Annotated in this window: 18 protein-coding genes; 17 read left to right on the top strand and 1 reads right to left on the bottom strand. The window is 37.7% G+C overall.

Annotated features, from left to right (window positions below; genetic code table 11):
• Nucleotides 1-414 precede the first annotated feature (414 nt).
• The 8 genes from PHV78_02905 to PHV78_02940 all read left to right on the top strand — a co-directional run bounded on the left by PHV78_02905 (nucleotide 415) and on the right by PHV78_02940 (nucleotide 7111).
• Nucleotides 415-1107 (top strand): M23 family metallopeptidase, encoded by a 693-nt coding sequence (locus tag PHV78_02905; protein MDD5396170.1) that lies wholly within the window; start codon nucleotides 415-417, stop codon nucleotides 1105-1107.
• Between the two features lie 159 nt (nucleotides 1108-1266).
• A complete protein-coding gene (locus PHV78_02910; protein ID MDD5396171.1) occupies nucleotides 1267-1845 on the top strand; it encodes a sigma-70 family RNA polymerase sigma factor in 579 nt (192 codons plus the stop codon).
• 73 nt (nucleotides 1846-1918) lie between these two features.
• A complete protein-coding gene (locus PHV78_02915) occupies nucleotides 1919-2335 on the top strand; it encodes a hypothetical protein (GenBank protein MDD5396172.1) in 417 nt (138 codons plus the stop codon).
• 8 nt (nucleotides 2336-2343) lie between these two features.
• Entirely contained in the window at nucleotides 2344-2811 is a 468-nt protein-coding gene (locus tag PHV78_02920) for a hypothetical protein (GenBank protein ID MDD5396173.1), read from the top strand.
• Nucleotides 2812-2865: 54 nt separating this feature from the next.
• Complete coding sequence (locus PHV78_02925; GenBank protein MDD5396174.1) at nucleotides 2866-4662, top strand: efflux RND transporter periplasmic adaptor subunit; 1797 nt, start codon at nucleotides 2866-2868, stop codon at nucleotides 4660-4662.
• Between the two features lie 11 nt (nucleotides 4663-4673).
• Nucleotides 4674-5387 carry an ABC transporter ATP-binding protein gene (locus PHV78_02930; GenBank protein ID MDD5396175.1) on the top strand — a complete coding sequence of 238 codons (714 nt, stop codon included), beginning with the start codon at nucleotides 4674-4676 and terminating at the stop codon, nucleotides 5385-5387.
• Nucleotides 5384-6607, top strand: a complete 1224-nt coding sequence (locus PHV78_02935) for an ABC transporter permease (protein ID MDD5396176.1) — start codon at nucleotides 5384-5386, stop codon at nucleotides 6605-6607. Before PHV78_02930 ends, PHV78_02935 begins: the two co-directional genes overlap by 4 nt.
• 57 nt (nucleotides 6608-6664) lie before the next feature.
• Nucleotides 6665-7111 (top strand): hypothetical protein, encoded by a 447-nt coding sequence (locus tag PHV78_02940; GenBank protein MDD5396177.1) that lies wholly within the window; start codon nucleotides 6665-6667, stop codon nucleotides 7109-7111.
• A 69-nt stretch (nucleotides 7112-7180) separates the two neighbouring features.
• Here the strand turns inward: PHV78_02940 and PHV78_02945 are convergent, their stop codons facing one another.
• Nucleotides 7181-8770, bottom strand: coding sequence for a tRNA uridine(34) 5-carboxymethylaminomethyl modification radical SAM/GNAT enzyme Elp3 (locus PHV78_02945; GenBank protein MDD5396178.1), 1590 nt, complete (start codon nucleotides 8768-8770; stop codon nucleotides 7181-7183).
• A gap of 112 nt (nucleotides 8771-8882) precedes the next feature.
• Between PHV78_02945 and PHV78_02950 the strand changes: the two genes are divergently transcribed.
• From PHV78_02950 to PHV78_02990, 9 genes are all read left to right on the top strand, one after another.
• Complete coding sequence (locus tag PHV78_02950) at nucleotides 8883-9638, top strand: methyltransferase domain-containing protein (protein MDD5396179.1); 756 nt, start codon at nucleotides 8883-8885, stop codon at nucleotides 9636-9638.
• Between the two features lie 110 nt (nucleotides 9639-9748).
• Complete coding sequence (gene murI, locus PHV78_02955; protein MDD5396180.1) at nucleotides 9749-10561, top strand: glutamate racemase; 813 nt, start codon at nucleotides 9749-9751, stop codon at nucleotides 10559-10561.
• Nucleotides 10558-10956, top strand: coding sequence for a Holliday junction resolvase RuvX (gene ruvX / locus PHV78_02960; GenBank protein MDD5396181.1), 399 nt, complete (start codon nucleotides 10558-10560; stop codon nucleotides 10954-10956). The genes murI and ruvX overlap by 4 nt, the downstream gene beginning before the upstream one ends.
• 3 nt (nucleotides 10957-10959) lie before the next feature.
• Nucleotides 10960-12102 carry an MraY family glycosyltransferase gene (locus tag PHV78_02965; protein MDD5396182.1) on the top strand — a complete coding sequence of 381 codons (1143 nt, stop codon included), beginning with the start codon at nucleotides 10960-10962 and terminating at the stop codon, nucleotides 12100-12102.
• A complete protein-coding gene (locus PHV78_02970) occupies nucleotides 12092-12538 on the top strand; it encodes a DUF192 domain-containing protein (GenBank protein ID MDD5396183.1) in 447 nt (148 codons plus the stop codon). Before PHV78_02965 ends, PHV78_02970 begins: the two co-directional genes overlap by 11 nt.
• A 43-nt stretch (nucleotides 12539-12581) precedes the next feature.
• Nucleotides 12582-14147 (top strand): type IV secretion system DNA-binding domain-containing protein, encoded by a 1566-nt coding sequence (locus tag PHV78_02975; protein MDD5396184.1) that lies wholly within the window; start codon nucleotides 12582-12584, stop codon nucleotides 14145-14147.
• A 21-nt stretch (nucleotides 14148-14168) separates the two neighbouring features.
• On the top strand, nucleotides 14169-15218 hold the full coding sequence (locus PHV78_02980) for a lysylphosphatidylglycerol synthase transmembrane domain-containing protein (GenBank protein ID MDD5396185.1): 1050 nt from the start codon (nucleotides 14169-14171) through the stop codon (nucleotides 15216-15218).
• Nucleotides 15199-17070, top strand: a complete 1872-nt coding sequence (locus PHV78_02985; GenBank protein MDD5396186.1) for an alanine--tRNA ligase — start codon at nucleotides 15199-15201, stop codon at nucleotides 17068-17070. Before PHV78_02980 ends, PHV78_02985 begins: the two co-directional genes overlap by 20 nt.
• A gap of 28 nt (nucleotides 17071-17098) precedes the next feature.
• Nucleotides 17099-17686, top strand: coding sequence for a YbaK/EbsC family protein (locus tag PHV78_02990; GenBank protein MDD5396187.1), 588 nt, complete (start codon nucleotides 17099-17101; stop codon nucleotides 17684-17686).
• Nucleotides 17687-17701 lie beyond the last annotated feature (15 nt).

A 17701-nucleotide genomic window follows, 5' to 3' on the forward strand; every position in this document is an offset into this window, starting at 1 on the left:
GCGGGATTCCTTCGGAGGGGTACCAAACAAAGTCATTGGAGGCAATCAAAAGAGTCTTGATATAGAACTCTTTTTAGTATATAATAATTTATAGATTAATATCGTAATAAAATTTATATGGCACAAAGAGCAAAAAGAGATAATGCAGTCGGAAAGCACAAAAAGTCACACTCGCACAAGACCAAAAAGAGATTAGAGATCAAGCGATTAATGCTTGAAGCAAGAAAGAATAAAAAACACAGATAGAAGCTGATATATCCTTAAGACCTAAGGACATGCAAAACAAAAGGACAAGGAGTCTGCATTTTGCCTAAATTAATTATAGTAATATATCTTTAATCTTAAAAAGATTATAATTTATATTATTTATTGTTTTTTTAAGTAAAAGGGCAGAAGTTGATTAAAAAATATTTTATGAAAAAAATATTACTAATCATTATTTTATTTATCATTGCCGCAGTAATTTTATTTTTAGTACGATATTTTTTAATGCCAAAACAACTCCAGCCGGTTTCAAATACAAATCAGTCACTGGCGATAATCAACAATTCCTCTAATCCTGCGCCTTTGCCGAATCATATTCTAACGATGTCTAATTTTCAGCCGCCCCTTGATAGAGCAGGTGAGCGGGTTACGAAGAAAAACTTTGGTATTTATATTACTCCGCAAACTTCACCGGTCCAGCCGGAAAGATTTGCTGGCTATCATACTGGCGCTGACTTTGAAATATTTCCCGAAGAAATCAACATCGACGTGCCGGTTAAAGCAATTTGTTCTGGCGATTTAAAATTAAAAAAATCGGCTAGTGGTTATGGTGGTGTGGCGGTAGAATCTTGTTCTTTAAACGGCCAGTCATTCACAATAATTTATGGGCATTTAAAATTAGCGAGCATCAGCTCTAAGGTCGGGAATAGTATTAAAAGCGGCGATATAATCGGCGTTTTGGGTGCCGCTTATAGTCCAGAAACCGACGGCGAAAGAAAACATTTGCATTTAGGAATTCACCGAGGAACCGCCATTAATATTTTGGGCTATGTTCAAAATAAGGCCGATTTATCCGCCTGGACTGATCCTTGTTTGTATGTTTGCCCCGCAGTGAAAATTTAATGGTTCTTAAAACTGCGTTTTGCGACCACGACAAGCGTCTAGCTAAAATGTTATCGATATATTAAATTATTATTTATTTTTCGAACCCCAAGCAGTATCAAATTTCTACTTCGGGGGGGGGGTTGCCATAATTAAATATTTTTATATATTATATTTAGCATGATAGGCCAAGATATAAATTTAGTGCGGCAATATCTTAATGGCGATGAACAATCGCTAGAGATTTTGATTAAAAAATACCTTAAACAGATTTATGGTTTTGTCTATCGTTATACAAATAGCGCTTCAGAGACAGAAGACATAACACAGGAGGTCTTTTTGCGGATGTGGCGAAATATTAAAAAATTTGATCAAAAGAAAAATTTTAAAACCTGGCTATTTGCCATTGCTAAAAACGCAGCTATTGATCATTTCCGAAAATACCGCCTGGCAACAGGTGAAAGAAAAGCGGTGCCTTTTTCGAACTTTGAGAATGAAGACGGCAGCAATTTAATCTTTGATACTTTAGCTGACCTTGGCCCCACGGCTCACGAAATTTTCGAAAGAAAGAATTTAGTCCAAATTATTTCTTTAGCTGTGGAAAAACTCTCCGAAAAATACCAAACCGTCCTTTCTCTTTATTATCACAAACAATTAAATTTCCGGGAAATTGCCGAGCAACTTAATCAATCTATTAATACGGTGAAAAGTAATCACCGCCGAGCTATTATTGCTTTAAAAAATATCCTATTAAAATAATCTACCAACCGAATGATCGTATAAGTTTTAAAGGGTGCACCAAGAGGCACCCTTTTGTCGTATTAACAATATTATGAAAGAAAGCCATATTGACAATTTAGCGCCTCAACTGCCGCCAAATCCGCCGGACTATCTTTTTATTAAAATTATCAACCGCATTGAGATCGAAAGAAAAATAGCCATAGCTAGGCGCAGGTTTATTTTGTTCTCTATTGGTTTAATTAGTTCGTTAATAGCACTTGTTCCTGTTTTTAAAATAATGCAAAGCGGGTTAATTGAATCCGGATTTATTCAATTCTTTTCTTTGCTTTTCTCCGATTCATCGGTCGTTCTTACTTATTGGCACGAATTCGTTTTAACACTTCTAGAATCTATGCCGGTCGCAAGTATTTTGGCTTTTTTGACCACTATTTTTGTTTTTCTTTCTTCGCTTAAATTCGTGGTTCAAGATGCTAAAGTTGCCTTTAAACATAATTTAGCGAGCAATTAATATAAAACATGAAATTAGATTTTGTTAAAATTTTTCAATCTAAACAATTTAAGATTATTTTCATTGGCGTGGTGGGAGTGATTATGCTTTTGCTTATTTTCAAGATTGGCATGATGGTGGGATTTAAACAAGCAGATTTTTCTTATCGTTGGGGAGATAACTACCACACAAACTTTGCCGGTCCCCAGGGTGGATTTTTACTTAGGGATTTTAATGGGCGGGAGTTTATGGATGCTCACGGAGTCTTTGGTCAAATAATAAAAATTGATAACCCAATGATTATCACCAGGGGGCCTGGCGACATGGAAAAGATAGTTTTAGTAAAAAACAATACCATAATTAACCGCTTAAGAGACAGAATAGAGATCGACGATTTAAGGCCAGATGATTTTATTGTAGTTATCGGTGCTCCAAATAATATCGGTCAGATAGAGGCGCGTTTAATTAGAATGGTTTTGTCGCCGTCATTTCGCTAGCCTAGCCAGAAGCCATTTATTCTTTAATTATAAGATAATTAAAAAATTATTTTTATGACTGCAAAAATCATTAAAAGGTTATCAAAGCATAAGGCGATTACTATTTTTAGTGTTGTTGTAATAATTGTAATCGGTTATTTCGGAGTCAAGGCTCTTAAGGGAAGCGGCGTTTCAATTACCTATGCTTTAGCTTCGGTTGAGAAAGGAACGGTTATAAGTTCTGTTTCCGGCAGTGGCCAGGTTTCTGCCTCTGATCAAATTGAAATTAAATCAAAGGCCTCAGGAGATGCGCTTTATGTTGGCACTAAGGCGGGACAAAGCGTTAAGTCCGGGACAGTGTTGGTTCAACTTGATTCCAAGAATGCACAAAAGTCTGTTAGAGACGCGCAGACTAATTTAGATTCAGCTAAGCTATCTTTACAAAAATTACAACAGCCACCAGATTCGCTTTCTCTTTTGCAGGCTCAAGACGCTCTGGTTCAAGCCAATCAATCCAAACAAAATGCGCTAGATGATTTGGCTAAAACCTATGAAGACGGTTTTAATACAGTCTCTAATGCTTTTTTGGATTTACCTACTATTATGACCGGGCTAGATAATATTTTACACAGTTATACCCTTAGCCAAACGCAAATGAATTTGGATTATTATGCTAATGGGGCCCTGAGGTATGATAGCGCGGCTACGCAATACAGAAATGACGCCGAAGACAAGTATCAAAAAGCTAAAAAAGAATACGATCAAAATTTTACCGACTATAAGTCCACGACCAGGTTTTCTTCAACTGAAGCGATTGAGAGTTTAGTCACGGAAACTTATAACACTACAAAAGATTTGGCCGAAGCGGTGAAAAGCACCAATAATTTAATTCAATTTTACAAAGATAAACTAACAGAACATAGCATAATTCCTAGTCCAATGGCTGATACGCATCTAACAAATTTAAATACTTATACCAGTAAGACTAATAGTAGTCTTTCAAGCTTGCTTTCGATTAAAACTTCCATCACGGACGATAAGCAGGCCATTACCAATGCTGATGCAACCATTGCCGAACGAACCGCTTCATTAGCAAAACTTCAGGCTGGAACCGATCCTTTAGATATTCAATCACAGCAACTCAGTATTAAACAAAAAGAAAATGCTTTACTTGATGCCAAACAAACTTTGACCGACTATTCAATTCGGGCTCCGATTGACGGCACAATCGCCGAATTAGACGTTAAAAAAGGAGATTCTGTTTCTAGTGGTACGACCGTAGCCATAATCATCTCCAAACAAAGCATTGCCGAGATTCCTTTAAATGAAGTTGACGTATCAAAAGTAAAAATTGGCCAAAAGGCAACACTTACTTTTGATGCGATTGAAGGGTTAAATATCTCTGGCCAAGTGGCGGAGATAGACACCATTGGTACTGTTTCGCAGGGAGTAGTTAATTATAATGTGAAAATTACTTTTGATACCGAAGATACTCGTGTTAAACCGGGTATGAGCGTTTCAGCAGCCATTATTACCGATATACGACAGGATGTTCTGGTCGTATCAAATTCGGCTATAAAATCATCAGGCGATACTAGTTATGTTGAAATTCCGTTGGAAAAAGTTTCTGATACTCAGCTAGCTAGCGCCGGCGGCATTAATTTAAGTGAGACACCTAAAAGACAAATAGTTGTTACCGGCTTGAGCGATGATAGTTTTACGGAAATTACCAGTGGTTTGAATGAAGGCGATCAAATTATCATTAAAACGATCGCTAATGGCGCCAAAACATCTTCTACTAAAACGCAAAATATTTTTCAAACAACCGGAGCTAATCGCGGCACTGGCGGTGGTATGATTTTTCGGCCATAAAAAATTGAATTATGATAGAATGTAAAAATATAAATAAAATATATAAAAGCGAGGCCTTCGAGACTATCGCCCTAAAAGACATTTCTTTTATTATTAAAGATGGGGAATTTGTGGCTATTATGGGTCCGTCTGGCTCGGGCAAATCTACTTTGATGCATATTTTAGGCGCGCTGGACACTCCCACCAGCGGTGAATATTTTTTAGACGGCAAAGATGTTTCTAAACTTTCCGATGATGAATTAGCGGATATTAGAAAACAAAAAATAGGTTTTATTTTTCAGTCATATAATTTATTGCCACGCGCTACGGTTATTCGCAACGTAGTTTTGCCGTTAATTTATTCCGGAGTTCCAAAAGAAGAACGCGACCAGCGCGCGAAAGAATCACTGAAAAACTCAGGATTAGATGAATCGCACTTTTATCATCTTTCCAATCAGCTTTCCGGCGGTCAGATGCAGCGAGTGGCTATTGCCAGAGCGCTGGTTAATAGCCCTTCTTTAATTTTAGCCGATGAACCGACCGGAAATCTTGATACGAAGACAGGCGAAATTGTTTTAGCTACCTTTCAAGAATTAAACGATAAACAAAAACGAACTATAATTCTAATTACCCATGAGCGTTATGTAGCTGAACATGCTGATCGCATTATTACTATTCGCGACGGCGCTATTGTTGAAGACAGTAAAAATATTCAAAAGAGAATTATTAATTTTAATAATTTATGAGAATATCGGATTTATTCCAAGAAACATTTTTGGCTCTGTTGGCCAATAAGGCTCGGTCAGGATTAACTGTTCTTGGTATTGTTATTGGCATTGGATCGGTTATTGCCATGATTTCCATTGGTCAGGGAGCGCAGGGTTCTATTCAATCCAGCATTCAATCGTTAGGATCGAATTTAATTTTAGTTACGCCTGGCATGCAACGAGGAGTTGGTAATCAAGTCAGCCAAGGTCGCGGCTCGGCTCAGACGTTAACGCTCGAAGATGCTAGTGCTATTTCGCAAAATATTTTTAATATTTCTGGCGTCGCTCCAGATTTATCAGGCCGTTATCAAGTTACGGCCAAAGGGACCAACACCAACACATCTATTGACGGCGTGACTCCGTTTTATTCTTCTGTTAGGAATATAGAGATTGCTGATGGAGTATTTATTACGGATCAAAATGTAGCCAACTTAAGTAGGGTGGCGATTCTGGGGTCGGCAGTTAGCGAAGACCTTTTCGGTACAGACGTAAGTCCGATTGGCCAAACAATTCGCATTAAAAATATAAATTTTACGGTCGTTGGGCTTACCAAAAGCAAGGGTGGGACTGGCTTTGGCAGCCAGGATGACATGATCTTTATTCCTTTAACTACGGCGCAACAATTTTTAGCCGGCAGTCAAAGGGTTAGTACAATTAGTGTTCAGGCGACCAGTCAAGCGGTTATGTCGCAAGTTCAAGAAGATATTACTTTTTTATTATTAGAACGTCATCATATTTCTGATTCAGCCTTAGCAGATTTCAGTATTTTAAATCAATCTGATATTGTTGCCGCTGCTTCATCGGTAACCAACACCTTTACGATTTTATTAGGTTCAGTCGCGGCTATTTCGCTTTTAGTTGGTGGTATTGGTATTATGAATATGATGCTCACTACGGTTACTGAGCGGACGCGCGAAATCGGTCTTCGTAAAGCGATTGGCGCAAAGGGCGGAGATATTAATTTGCAATTTTTAACCGAAGCCATAATGCTAACTTTTGTCGGTGGCATTGTCGGCGTTATTTTTGGCTGGCTTATCTCTTGGGGCGTTTACCAGTTTGCTAATATTGCTACAAAAGTTTCTTTGACTTCGATTTTATTGGCTTTCGGAGTTTCGGCTTTAATTGGCATTATTTTTGGCTATTATCCGGCTCGCCGCGCCTCAAAATTAAATCCGATTGAAGCCTTAAGATATGAATAATTTTATCAAAAAAATCTCCCCATCAGAAGTTATTATCTTAATTAATAAAATAATTTTATGAAAAAATTTTTACCCTTAATCATTATAATTGTCGTGGCGATTGCGCTTAGCGCATTTTGGGGCGGCGCTAAATATGCGCAAAGCAAAAGCAGATCAATATCTCAGGCGAATATGCAAAGGTTTCAACAAATGGGCGGGGCAAGGCCTAGTGCTGGCAGTCGACAGGCAGGAACGGCTTTTATTAACGGACAAATAATTGCTAAAGATGATAAAAGCGTCACCATCAAACTTCGCGACGGTGGATCTAAAATAATTTTTTACTCTGATAAAACAGAGATAGGCAAATTCGTTGCCGGTACAATTAATGATTTAGTCGTTGGCCAAAATGTTATGGTCAATGGCACGGCCAATTCCGATGGTAGCGTTAGCGCTGCTTCAGTCCAAATTAGGCCAACTACATTTCAGACGCCAGGAGGGGACAGCCCTGTTATGCCGTCACAATAATCAACTCAACCGTAAATTAGTTAAAATCAAAAAGACGTTCCCGAGCGAAACGTCTTTTTGCTAATAAGATTATTTGACGTTTTTAATAAGATATGTTTGTCTTAGTTGATAGCCAATTCGGCGATAATAATTTCTCACGCCCACGCCGGAAATGACAGCGATTTTTTTATAACCGGCCTGCCTGGCTAATTTTTCCGCTTCCAGAATTAATTTTTTTCCTAAACCGATGTGTTGAGCAACTTTTTTCTTTTGGCCGATAGGCACCATTTCGCCATAAGTATGAAGCTCGCGAATAAGAGCTGCGCCGTTTAAGGCGGAAAACGGTGACCTAAACCGCTGGGGTAATCTTAGACGCAAAAAGGCGAGCAATTTATTTTTATTTTCAAATGATAGGAATATTTCCTGGCCGCCGCTGGCCGAGTAGGTGATTTTTTTTAGTTTAATGTTGCCGATTTTAAATTTTATATCTTTTATTTCTCGGCAGCGAAGGCAACGGCAAGATAGTCCTGATTTTTTCATTTCTTTTTGTATTACTTCGCGTAAATTAGAAATACGGCTGCCGCTTTCAATTTTAGAAGAAGGGATGTCGCGAATAATGCGAGTTATTCTAACATATGGCGGAATGGTCGATTTTATTTGTGTTAATAGTTTTATTAATTGTTGATTTTGATAAGGCCGATATTTTTTATTTTGCCATAGTTTATAAAGCGGAGAACCTTTAGTTACTACGCATGGATAGATTTTAAGCATATCAGGTTGAAAGTTTGGCAAAGAAAATAATTTTTTAAACATAATCAAATCTTTCTTGACAGTAGCGCCGAACATGCCAGGCATGATATGGTAGCAGACTTTAAACCCAGTATCTTTTAATAATTCAGTGGCTTTAATAGTTTCATTAATACTATGTCCGCGTTGATTTTGTTTTAGAATTTTATCGTCGATGTTTTGTACGCCCAATTCAACGCGCGTGCAGCCAAGCTCGCGCATTTTTTTTATTTCTTGGGCGTTGATATAGTCGGGCCGTGTTTCCAAGGTAATGCCAATTATTCGATGTTCTCCTTTTTCGTTTAGTTTTTGCGCTTGATTTAAATTTTTTGAAACCTTTCGATTGGCTCCATCAAAGCATCTTTTAATAAACCAAGTTTGATATTTAGTCGGTAGATATGACCAGGTTCCGCCGATCACGATTAATTCTATTTTATCGGTCGGGTGGCCGTTTTTTGCCAAAACTTCAATTCTTTTTTTAACTTGCCAAAAAGGATCGAAAGACAATTTTTTTGCCCTTTCTACTGCGGGTTCGCCAGATAAATAACTTTTGGGGATTCCTTTCTCGGTGGGGCAGTATAAACAATGATGCGGGCAGGACAAGGATTGCTCCGTCCCGAACGGGCGGGGTGAAGTTAATACGGAAACAACGGCTACGCCGGAAAGCGAGCGGATCGGCCGTTTTTTTAATTTTTTTTCAAAGTAATAATTTGGCGATAAATTTTCTTTTTCTTTTAATTCACGATAGATGCTTAAAATAGTTGTATTGTTCGGTGGTTGAATTTTAGTCTGGCTGATTAGTTTTTTCTTTAAATTTAAAAATTGCTCGCTATTTTTAATATTTTTTTGAGCGAGCTCGCTGACAAAATCATTAAGTTGGTTATTCTTGGTCATTTTTAAAGTATAGCGTTAATTTCGATTTTTTCAACCCCCACACCAAAATTTTTTGCGTGGGAGTGAAGATAACTATTTGATTTTGTTTAATCTTACGCTATAATAATGTAATATGAAACAAGCCAAGGCTGAACAAATTATTAAGGAGACCAAAGAAAACTATAATGCGTTGGCCCGCGACTTTTCTAATACTCGAGCTTTTCTCTGGAAAGAATTTCAAGATTTATTAGTTTATATTAAGAATGGCGACAGGGTTTTAGATTTAGGCTGCGGCAATGGTCGATTGGCCGAACTTTTTAAAAATCGACCGGTTGAATATGTCGGTGTTGATAATTCAGAAGAATTGATATCTTTGGCTAAAAAAAATCAGCCGGTTAAAATGTTAAAAGAGCCAAAGTTCTTCGTAGCCGACGCTCTTAATCTGCCCTTTCGTCCATCGGATTTTAACGAAATTTTTTCCACGGCGGTGCTACATCATATTCCTTCTTACAAATTACGCTTAAAATTTTTACAGGATTGTTATAGTTATCTTAAACCGGGCGGATATCTACTTTTAACGGTTTGGAATTTTTATCAACCAAGATTATTAATGAAATATAAAATTTGGTCAATTATTTTCGGTTTTCATAAAAGAGAATTTGACCGCGGCGACGTGGTTGTCCCTTGGAAAATGCCAATTGTCAGCAAGGGAGAAAAACTAAAATTTAAAATTTTTGAACGATATTATCATGCCTTTACCGAAGGTGAATTACAACGCCTGGTTTCAGCAGCCGGTTTCCAGGTAATTGACCATTATTATGTTTGTAAGGGCAAAAAGACAAATTGGATTAAGGGATTTAATTTAGTTTTAATTGCTCAAAAGCAATAATATTTTTGGTTATCCCGTAAAAGCCGACTGCTATCGGCTCACGGGATACTCAAATTTGTAACGAAATTTACATCGTTACAAAATAACTCGTAAATTTTGACAAATTTGGTATGATTGGAATTTTTGACTCTGGAATTGGCGGTTTGACCGTGGTTAAAAAATTTTTCGATTGGTTTGATAAAGATAATTTATCTTATCGACTTTTGTATTTTGGTGATACGGCCAGAACTCCGTACGGCAACCGAGGGGAGGAGGTTATAAAACAATACGCGCTTGAAGACGCAAAATTATTAATTGAACGCGGAGCAAAAATAATTGTCATTGCCTGCAATACTGTCTCGGCTATAGCAACCGATTATTTAAAAAATAATTTATCAGTACCGGTTTTTGAAGTGGTTAGTCCGGCCGCACAAAAAGCAGTTGCCATTACTCGTCATAATCGCATTGGTATCTTGGGTACTCGCGCTACGATTAACTCGAAGATTTATGATCATTTAATTAAACAATATGCGGCTAAAGCACACAAAAAAATCGGCGTTTTCGAAAATAGCGCCAGCTTGCTGGTGCCGCTAGTAGAAGAAGGCTGGCTTGATACACCTGAAACTAAAAGAATAATTAAAAAATATTTATCGCCATTAAAAGCGGCTCAAATCGACACTCTTATTTTGGCCTGTACGCATTATCCGTTTTTAATCAAAGAGATTGAGGCCAAATTAAATAAACAAGTAAAATTGGTTGATCCGGCTCTAGAAGTTGTTTTACAGGTAAAAGAATTTTTAAAAAATAATTCTGCGATAGAACAACAATTAAATCATAAAAGTAAGCATCAATTTTTAGTTTCCGACCTAACCAATCGCGTGCAAAATTTAGCAGCAAGATGGTTGGGAGAAAAAATTAAATTGGAAAAAGTTAATTTAAAATGATTTTAAGTATTGATCACGGTACAAAATATATCGGATTAGCCATTGCGGACGAAAAAATTAGGATTGCTCATCCGCGAGGATTTTTGTTAAATAAAAATTATGAATATGTTTTGGCGGAAATAAAAAATATAATCACCGAACAAAAAATATCATTAATTGTGGTCGGACAACCCCTTGGCTTGTCTGGCCAGGCGACAGAGCAAACTAAATTGGCCAACAAATTCATTGAACAACTAAGGAACGATCTAAACTTGCCCGTTGATATTTTCAATGAAACCATGACCACTAAAATGGCTGGTCAGGTAGGCGGTAAAAAAGAGAATAGCAGCGGACACGACGCAGCTGCGGCCATAATTTTACAAGATTATTTAGATAGGCTGGGAAACAAAAATTAATTTATGTTAAATTATTTCGTTATTTTTTTGGTTAGTTTTTTGACCGGCATAATTTTTACCTGGTTGATTCGCCTTTTGGCAATTAAATTTAAGATTATTGATTGGCCCAAAGCTGACAGCCGCCATATTCATCGAGAGGCTACTCCTCTTTTGGGAGGTTTGGCTGTTTTTTTAACCTTTTTCTTAGTTTTGTTCTCCGTTTATTTTAGCTCTGCTTGGCCGGTTAAAAAAATAGCTCTATTTCAGCCGCTTACCGCTAACATTCATTTAGTTACCCTAAAACAATTGATCGCCATTTTTTTGGCCAGTTGTTTGATAGTTATTGGCGGTTGGCTGGATGATAAATACCATTTTAAGCCGCGGAAGCAGATAGTTTGGCCGATTTTGGCTACACTCATAGTCATCATTGGTGGCGTAGGTATTAATTATTTAAATAATCCGTTTGGTGAGGGTTATCTGTATTTAAATCACTGGCAAATAGAAATTTTTAAAATTAATGGCGTGCCATTTTATTTTACGCCCCTGGCTGATATTTTTACTTTTATTTGGTTGATGTTGGTTATGTATTCTACAAAGCTGCTTGACGGTTTAGATGGTTTAACGGCCGGTATGGGTCTGATTGGTTCGGCAGTAATCTTTTGTTTATCAATGCTAACCATTTTCTATCAGCCAGAAATTGCCGTAATGGCTCTAGTGCTTAGCGGAGCTTGTTTAGGATTTTTATTTTTTAATTTTTATCCAGCTAGAATATTTTTGGGCGAGGGAGGGAGTCTATTGGTCGGATTTCTTCTCGGAACCCTGGCCGTAATTTCAGGAGGAAAAATTGCTGTTACTTTTTTGGTCTTGGGCGTTCCAATTCTCGATCTGTTATGGGTAGTCGCTCGCAGAGTTTTCCAAGAAAAAAAATCGCCATTTTCAGGCGACCGCAAGCATCTTCATTTTAGATTACTTGATCTTGGTTTCTCGCATCGCGGTGCGGTAATTTTCATTTGGTTGATTTCTTTGATTTTTGGTCTAGCCTCTTTGTTTTTAAGAACTAAAGGAAAAATTTTCGTGTTGGTATTTTTTGTTATTTTCATGTCGCTTTTAGCTCTGGTTATAATTTTAAAAGAGAGACGCTTGAAGTTGAAAAATTATGAAAAATAAATGGCATTTAATAATTTTCTTACTAATCACTGCGATAATATTGTTTGTTTTTAATTTCGTCCTTTTTGATAAACAATTTACCAAGGTTACCATAAATCAGCAGGTGATTAAAGCGGAAACAGTTACCACGTCTTCCGAAATTATCAGGGGCTTATCCGGTCGCCAGTCGTTGGCTGATAACTCCGGAATGTTATTTGTTTTCCCCAAGGTAGATACTTATGACTTTTGGATGAAAGATATGAAATTTTCGATTGATATTATTTGGATCAACGATGGCCGAATTATTGATATTTGGCAAAATGCGCCAATACCTCAAAATAGTCAGCCGGCCCGATATCATCCTCGCGATAAAGCGGGCTATGTTTTAGAGGTTGGGGCCGGAACCGTTGAAAAAAATGGCTGGAAAATAGGCGATTTTGTTAAACTGGGTCTTTAGTTTTTCGCTTGCCAAATCCTTTAAAATACTTTAAAATTAATATATGTCGACTAATCCACAATCTAGCCACGAATGTCCAGACCACGAAAACGAGGTTATCTCTTTCGGTGAGGCTAATTATCGTAATATGCACCGCCGTTTTGGTATTAAAACGCCGGATCGCCGGTCGCATATGTATTTGGTTGGTAAAACCGGAGTTGGTAAATCAACTTTATTAGAAAATACGATTTATCAAGACCTTCAGCTGGGACATGGCGTGGCCATAGTTGATCCGCATGGTGATTTGGCTGAAAAGGTTTTAGATTTTGTTCCAAGTTGGCGAATTAACGATGTTATTTATTTTAATCCGGCTGACGTTGAATGGCCGATTGCTTTTAATATTTTAGAGAGCGTTGATTCGACACATCGACACTTCGTTGCCTCTGGTTTAATCGGCGTTTTTAAAAAAATCTGGGCTGATTCTTGGGGCCCGCGTTTAGAATATGTTTTGCGTAATGCCATCTTAGCGCTTTTAGAATATCCGGGCAGTACTTTGCTCGGCATTATGCGGCTTTTAATCGACAAAGAATTTAGAAAAAAAGTCGTCGGCCGATTAACCGATCCAATAGTTAGATCTTTTTGGGTAGAAGAATATTCTAAGTATCCGGACAGATTTCAGGCGGAAGCCATCGCGCCGATTCAAAATAAAGTCGGGCAATTTTTATCCATGAACTTGATTCGCAATATCGTCGGCCAGGTAAAATCAAAAATCGATATTCGCGAAATCATGGATAAAAAGAAAATTCTCATTATGAATTTAGCTAAGGGCAGAATCGGTGAAGATGCATCGTCTTTAATGGGCGCGATGATGATTACAAAATTACAAATGGCGGCCATGAGCCGGGTCGATATTGTCGAAAAGGACAGAAAAGATTTTTATCTCTACGTAGATGAATTTCAAAATTTTGCTACCGAATCATTCGCTAATATTTTATCCGAGGCGCGCAAATATCGTTTAAACCTAATTTTAGCCCATCAGTATATTGAGCAGCTAGACGAAAAGGTGAGCTCGGCTGTTTTTGGTAATGTGGGCACGTTGGTTTGTTTTCGTGTTGGCGCTGAAGATGCTGAATTTTTAGCCAAAGAGTTTACTCCTCAATTTGATGAAACCGATTTGGTCAACTTAGATAAGTTCGAGATTTATATTAAACTGATGATTGGCGGCATTACCTCAGAGCCTTTTTCAGCCAATACCTTACCGCCCTTAGGCAAGCCAGAGAATAATCATGATAAAATCATTCGGGTTTCACGAGAAAAATATGCCGAAAGCAAAAAGGTGGTCGAAGATAAAATCGTTCGTTGGACCGGCATGGAACCGCCCTCGACCGATCAGGCCAAATTCGAAGCCAAGTGCGAAGGTTGTGGCAATCCGGTTTTAATTCCTTTTATTCCCGACGGTGTTCGCCCGATTTTCTGTCGCAAATGTTTAAAAAAAATGAGAAAAGAAGATCAAGACAAGGTCGCAGCAGGTAAACAGCCAGATAACCTACCAACTGGTGAACTAAAGAATCAAACCGGATCTTTAGTACAATCAACTACCTCCGTACAATTAGAAAATAAACAAGAGTAATAATAAAAAATATAGATCTTTATGGTAAAAAAGTACCTTATTATTTTTGTCGCTTTTTCCATAGGCCTGGTGGGCTTGATTGTTATTTATCATAAAGTAGGTTTAGTAGATATTTCTACTCAGTTACACAAATTGCATCTATGGCAATTATTTTTAGTTTTAGGCACTTCGATTGCCATGATGACTTTAACGATTTGCCGTTGGGGATTGATTTTGATTGATCTGAATCAGAAAAAAACCTCTTGGCTGACGATGATTAAGGCGCGGCTTGGAGAATTTGCCTTTAGTTATCTTACGCCGATTGCTTATTTTGGCGGTGAATGGATCAGAGCTTACGTGATGAATAAAGACAAAAACGTTCCGGTTAGCACCAGTTTGACTTCTATTTTTTTGGATAGAATCTCCGAATTCGTAGCCGCTTTCCTCTTTATTTTTTTTGGGGCGATAGTCATGGCTATTAGTAGAAGTTTTATTTGGGGAATTTTGATGCTGATTTTTTCGGGAATAATTTTCTCTGGGTTATATTTGGCTATTGTTTTAGTTGGTTTGGACAAAATTTTAATATTCTTGGTTAACTTTTTAAAACTAAATAAGATTCGTTATAGTTCTAAAAATGCCGGTCAAACGACCATAGGAGAAAGATTTATTTATTTGGGCGGTCAGGTTAACGATTACTTTAAAAAATCGCGCGCTAAATTTGTTTTCACTACCTTTCTTTCGTTTTTAACTCTTTTGGTTTGGCTTTGGCAAACCAAGTTGATAATTAATTTTTTGGGCATAGACTTGTCTTGGAGTAAAATATTCATCATTAAAATTTTTCTTGCTACCTCGATGTTTATGCCGATTCCGGCAAACCTCGGCTCTTATGAAGGCGCGCACGTGTTGGTCTTTAATATTTTCGGCTTGCCCAGTGACTCGGCCTTGGCCTTAAGTGTCGTTAATCGAGCCCTGGATTTAGTCTGGATTACGGCTGGAATTTTTATGATCAGTCATTCCTTGACGCAAATTTTAGCCAAAATTCTCCAAGCCATTTCTAATTTTAGCAATCGCAATGGGCAGTCAACAAGTTAGACAAAAATTTTTGGATTTTTTCAAAGAAAAGGGCCATGCCATTATACCTTCGGCTTCTTTAATTCCCGAAAATGACCCGACGGTTTTATTTACCACGGCCGGCATGCATCCACTAGTTCCGTTTTTATTAGGAGAAAAACATCCGGCCGGAAATAAATTGGCCGATGTTCAAATCTGTCTTCGAACCGATGACATTGATGAAGTGGGGGATGAAGCCCATCATACGTTTTTTGAAATGTTAGGAAATTGGTCTCTGGGAAGCTATTGGAAAGACGATGCTATTAAATGGAGTTTTGAATTTTTAACCAGCAAGAAATGGCTAGGGCTTGAGAAAGAAAAAATAGGCATTACTATTTTCGCCGGCGATAAAGATGCGCCGCTTGATGAAGAGACTAAAAAAATTTGGCTTTCTCTGGGCATTTCTGAAAATAAAATTAAACCGCTCCCCAAAAAAGATAATTGGTGGGGGCCGGCCGGGCAAACCGGGCCGTGCGGACCGGACACAGAAATGTTTTATTGGACCGGCGGAGCGCCGGTGCCGGAATTTGATCCTAAGGACAAGCGCTGGGTGGAAATTTGGAATGATGTATTCATGCAATATTTTAAAAACATGGATGGCGTTTATGAGTCATTAAAGCAAAAAAATGTTGATACTGGCATGGGTCTTGAACGCACCGTCGCAGTAATTAATGGTTTAGATGATAATTATAAAACAGATTTGTTTTGGCCGATTATAAAAAAGATAGAAGAATTGTCAGGGAAGAAATATGAAGACAACAAAAGAATGTTTAGAATTATTGCCGATCATATCAAGGCTGCGACTTTTATCATTGGAGACAAAAACAGCGTTGAACCATCAAATCTCGGCCGCGGATATGTGGCTAGGCGATTGATTCGACGGGCTATCAGATGTGGCCGTCAATTAGGCATGAACTTTGTCTTTACCTTTAAAATCGCCGAAGAAGTAATTAAAATTTATCAAGATATCTATCCGGAATTAAGAAAAAACAAGGATTTAATTATTAATCAATTGGTCAAAGAAGAAGAAAAATTTGGGAAAACACTGGAGAAAGGAATACAAGAAATAAGAAAAATTAAGGATTGGCTTGGTCATAATTTTAAAAATAACTCCTCTTCAGAAGAGAAGATAAATATAGCTAAAGAGTTAGGCCTAAAATTATTTTTTATCTACCAAAGCTATGGTTTTCCTTTAGAGCTTTCTGTGGAAGAGCTTGACCTATGGGGGCCAAGGACGCCCCTTGGCGATAGATTTACTAATGAAAAATATTGGCTTATTGACGAGGGCTCGAACATAGAAGAATATATTCGAATTGCATTTAATGAGGAGTTTAAACAACATCAAGAACTCTCTCGGACCGCTTCGGCCGGAATGTTTAAGGGTGGTTTAGCCGATGGCGGGGAGAAATCAGCGCGATATCATACGGCCACGCACTTACTTTTGGCTGCTTTGCGGCAAGTTTTGGGTGATCATGTTTATCAACGTGGTAGCAATATTAATGCCGAGCGCTTGAGATTTGATTTTTCGCATCCGGAAAAGATGACCGAAGAACAGCTTAAAAAAATCGAGGAAATCATTAATCAAAAAATAGAAGAAAATATTCCAGTCGTTTGCCAAGAAATGTCCTTAGAAGAAGCGCGAAAGAAAAATATGATGGGAATTTTTGAAAATAAATACGGCGATAAAGTTAAAACTTATACCATCGCCGAATTTTCGCGGGAAATCTGTGGTGGACCACATGCCAGTTGCACTGGCGAACTAGGTCATTTTAAGATTATTAAAGAAGAATCTTCTGGCGCCGGTTTAAGACGCATTAAAGCTGTTTTAGAATAAAAATTTAATTAACATAAGAAATAAAATTATGGCTATTCCCAAACCACTTTTGACTTATTTGCAAAAGAGTAAAATTAATTTCGAACCGGTCACGCACAAAACAGTGTTCACGGCTTTTGATTTAGCGCGTACCTTACGTGTTGATTTTAAAGAAGTTGCTAAGACCCTGATTGTTAAAGGTGATAACAATTATTTTATCGTCGTTTTATCGGCCGCCCAGATGCTCGATTTTGGCGGATTGAAAAAATTATTAAATGCGAAAAAAATAGAAATTGCTCGCGAAAAAGTAATGGAAACGGTTTTTAAGATTCCTATGGGCACGATTACGCCCTTCCCCGGATTTTATAAAACCAGCCAACTTTGCCTGGAAAAAGGATTATTAAAAATGAAAAAAATCGTGGTTGGCGGTGGTAGCTATAATGACGCGATTAAAATTAAACCCGCTGACTTAGTTAAATTAGAAAAGCCGATTGTCGGCACTTTTGGCGTTAAGGCAAAAATAAAATTACCCAAACCCAGTAAACCAAAAGCGAAGAAGCCAGCCGCCAAAAAACCGGCCAAGAAAAATAAAAAAGTGGTCTTAAGAAAGAAAGCAGCGAAGAAAAGAAAATCATAAAAATAAATAATAATT

It is taken from the genome of Patescibacteria group bacterium (genome assembly GCA_028715115.1).
Lineage (GTDB): Bacteria > Patescibacteriota > Patescibacteriia > UBA2591 > UBA4787 > JAQUSN01.

What these genes read in the sequence shown, in the direction of transcription:
- PHV78_02905 (MDD5396170.1), top strand. Translation starts at nt 415, where the DNA reads ATGAAAAAAATATTACTAATCATTATTTTATTTATCATTGCCGCAGTA.
- PHV78_02910 (MDD5396171.1), top strand. Translation starts at nt 1,267, where the DNA reads ATGATAGGCCAAGATATAAATTTAGTGCGGCAATATCTTAATGGCGAT.
- PHV78_02915 (MDD5396172.1), top strand. Translation starts at nt 1,919, where the DNA reads ATGAAAGAAAGCCATATTGACAATTTAGCGCCTCAACTGCCGCCAAAT.
- PHV78_02920 (MDD5396173.1), top strand. Translation starts at nt 2,344, where the DNA reads ATGAAATTAGATTTTGTTAAAATTTTTCAATCTAAACAATTTAAGATT.
- PHV78_02925 (MDD5396174.1), top strand. Translation starts at nt 2,866, where the DNA reads ATGACTGCAAAAATCATTAAAAGGTTATCAAAGCATAAGGCGATTACT.
- PHV78_02930 (MDD5396175.1), top strand. Translation starts at nt 4,674, where the DNA reads ATGATAGAATGTAAAAATATAAATAAAATATATAAAAGCGAGGCCTTC.
- PHV78_02935 (MDD5396176.1), top strand. Translation starts at nt 5,384, where the DNA reads ATGAGAATATCGGATTTATTCCAAGAAACATTTTTGGCTCTGTTGGCC.
- PHV78_02940 (MDD5396177.1), top strand. Translation starts at nt 6,665, where the DNA reads ATGAAAAAATTTTTACCCTTAATCATTATAATTGTCGTGGCGATTGCG.
- PHV78_02945 (MDD5396178.1), bottom strand. Translation starts at nt 8,770, where the DNA reads ATGACCAAGAATAACCAACTTAATGATTTTGTCAGCGAGCTCGCTCAA.
- PHV78_02950 (MDD5396179.1), top strand. Translation starts at nt 8,883, where the DNA reads ATGAAACAAGCCAAGGCTGAACAAATTATTAAGGAGACCAAAGAAAAC.
- murI (MDD5396180.1), top strand. Translation starts at nt 9,749, where the DNA reads ATGATTGGAATTTTTGACTCTGGAATTGGCGGTTTGACCGTGGTTAAA.
- ruvX (MDD5396181.1), top strand. Translation starts at nt 10,558, where the DNA reads ATGATTTTAAGTATTGATCACGGTACAAAATATATCGGATTAGCCATT.
- PHV78_02965 (MDD5396182.1), top strand. Translation starts at nt 10,960, where the DNA reads ATGTTAAATTATTTCGTTATTTTTTTGGTTAGTTTTTTGACCGGCATA.
- PHV78_02970 (MDD5396183.1), top strand. Translation starts at nt 12,092, where the DNA reads ATGAAAAATAAATGGCATTTAATAATTTTCTTACTAATCACTGCGATA.
- PHV78_02975 (MDD5396184.1), top strand. Translation starts at nt 12,582, where the DNA reads ATGTCGACTAATCCACAATCTAGCCACGAATGTCCAGACCACGAAAAC.
- PHV78_02980 (MDD5396185.1), top strand. Translation starts at nt 14,169, where the DNA reads ATGGTAAAAAAGTACCTTATTATTTTTGTCGCTTTTTCCATAGGCCTG.
- PHV78_02985 (MDD5396186.1), top strand. Translation starts at nt 15,199, where the DNA reads ATGGGCAGTCAACAAGTTAGACAAAAATTTTTGGATTTTTTCAAAGAA.
- PHV78_02990 (MDD5396187.1), top strand. Translation starts at nt 17,099, where the DNA reads ATGGCTATTCCCAAACCACTTTTGACTTATTTGCAAAAGAGTAAAATT.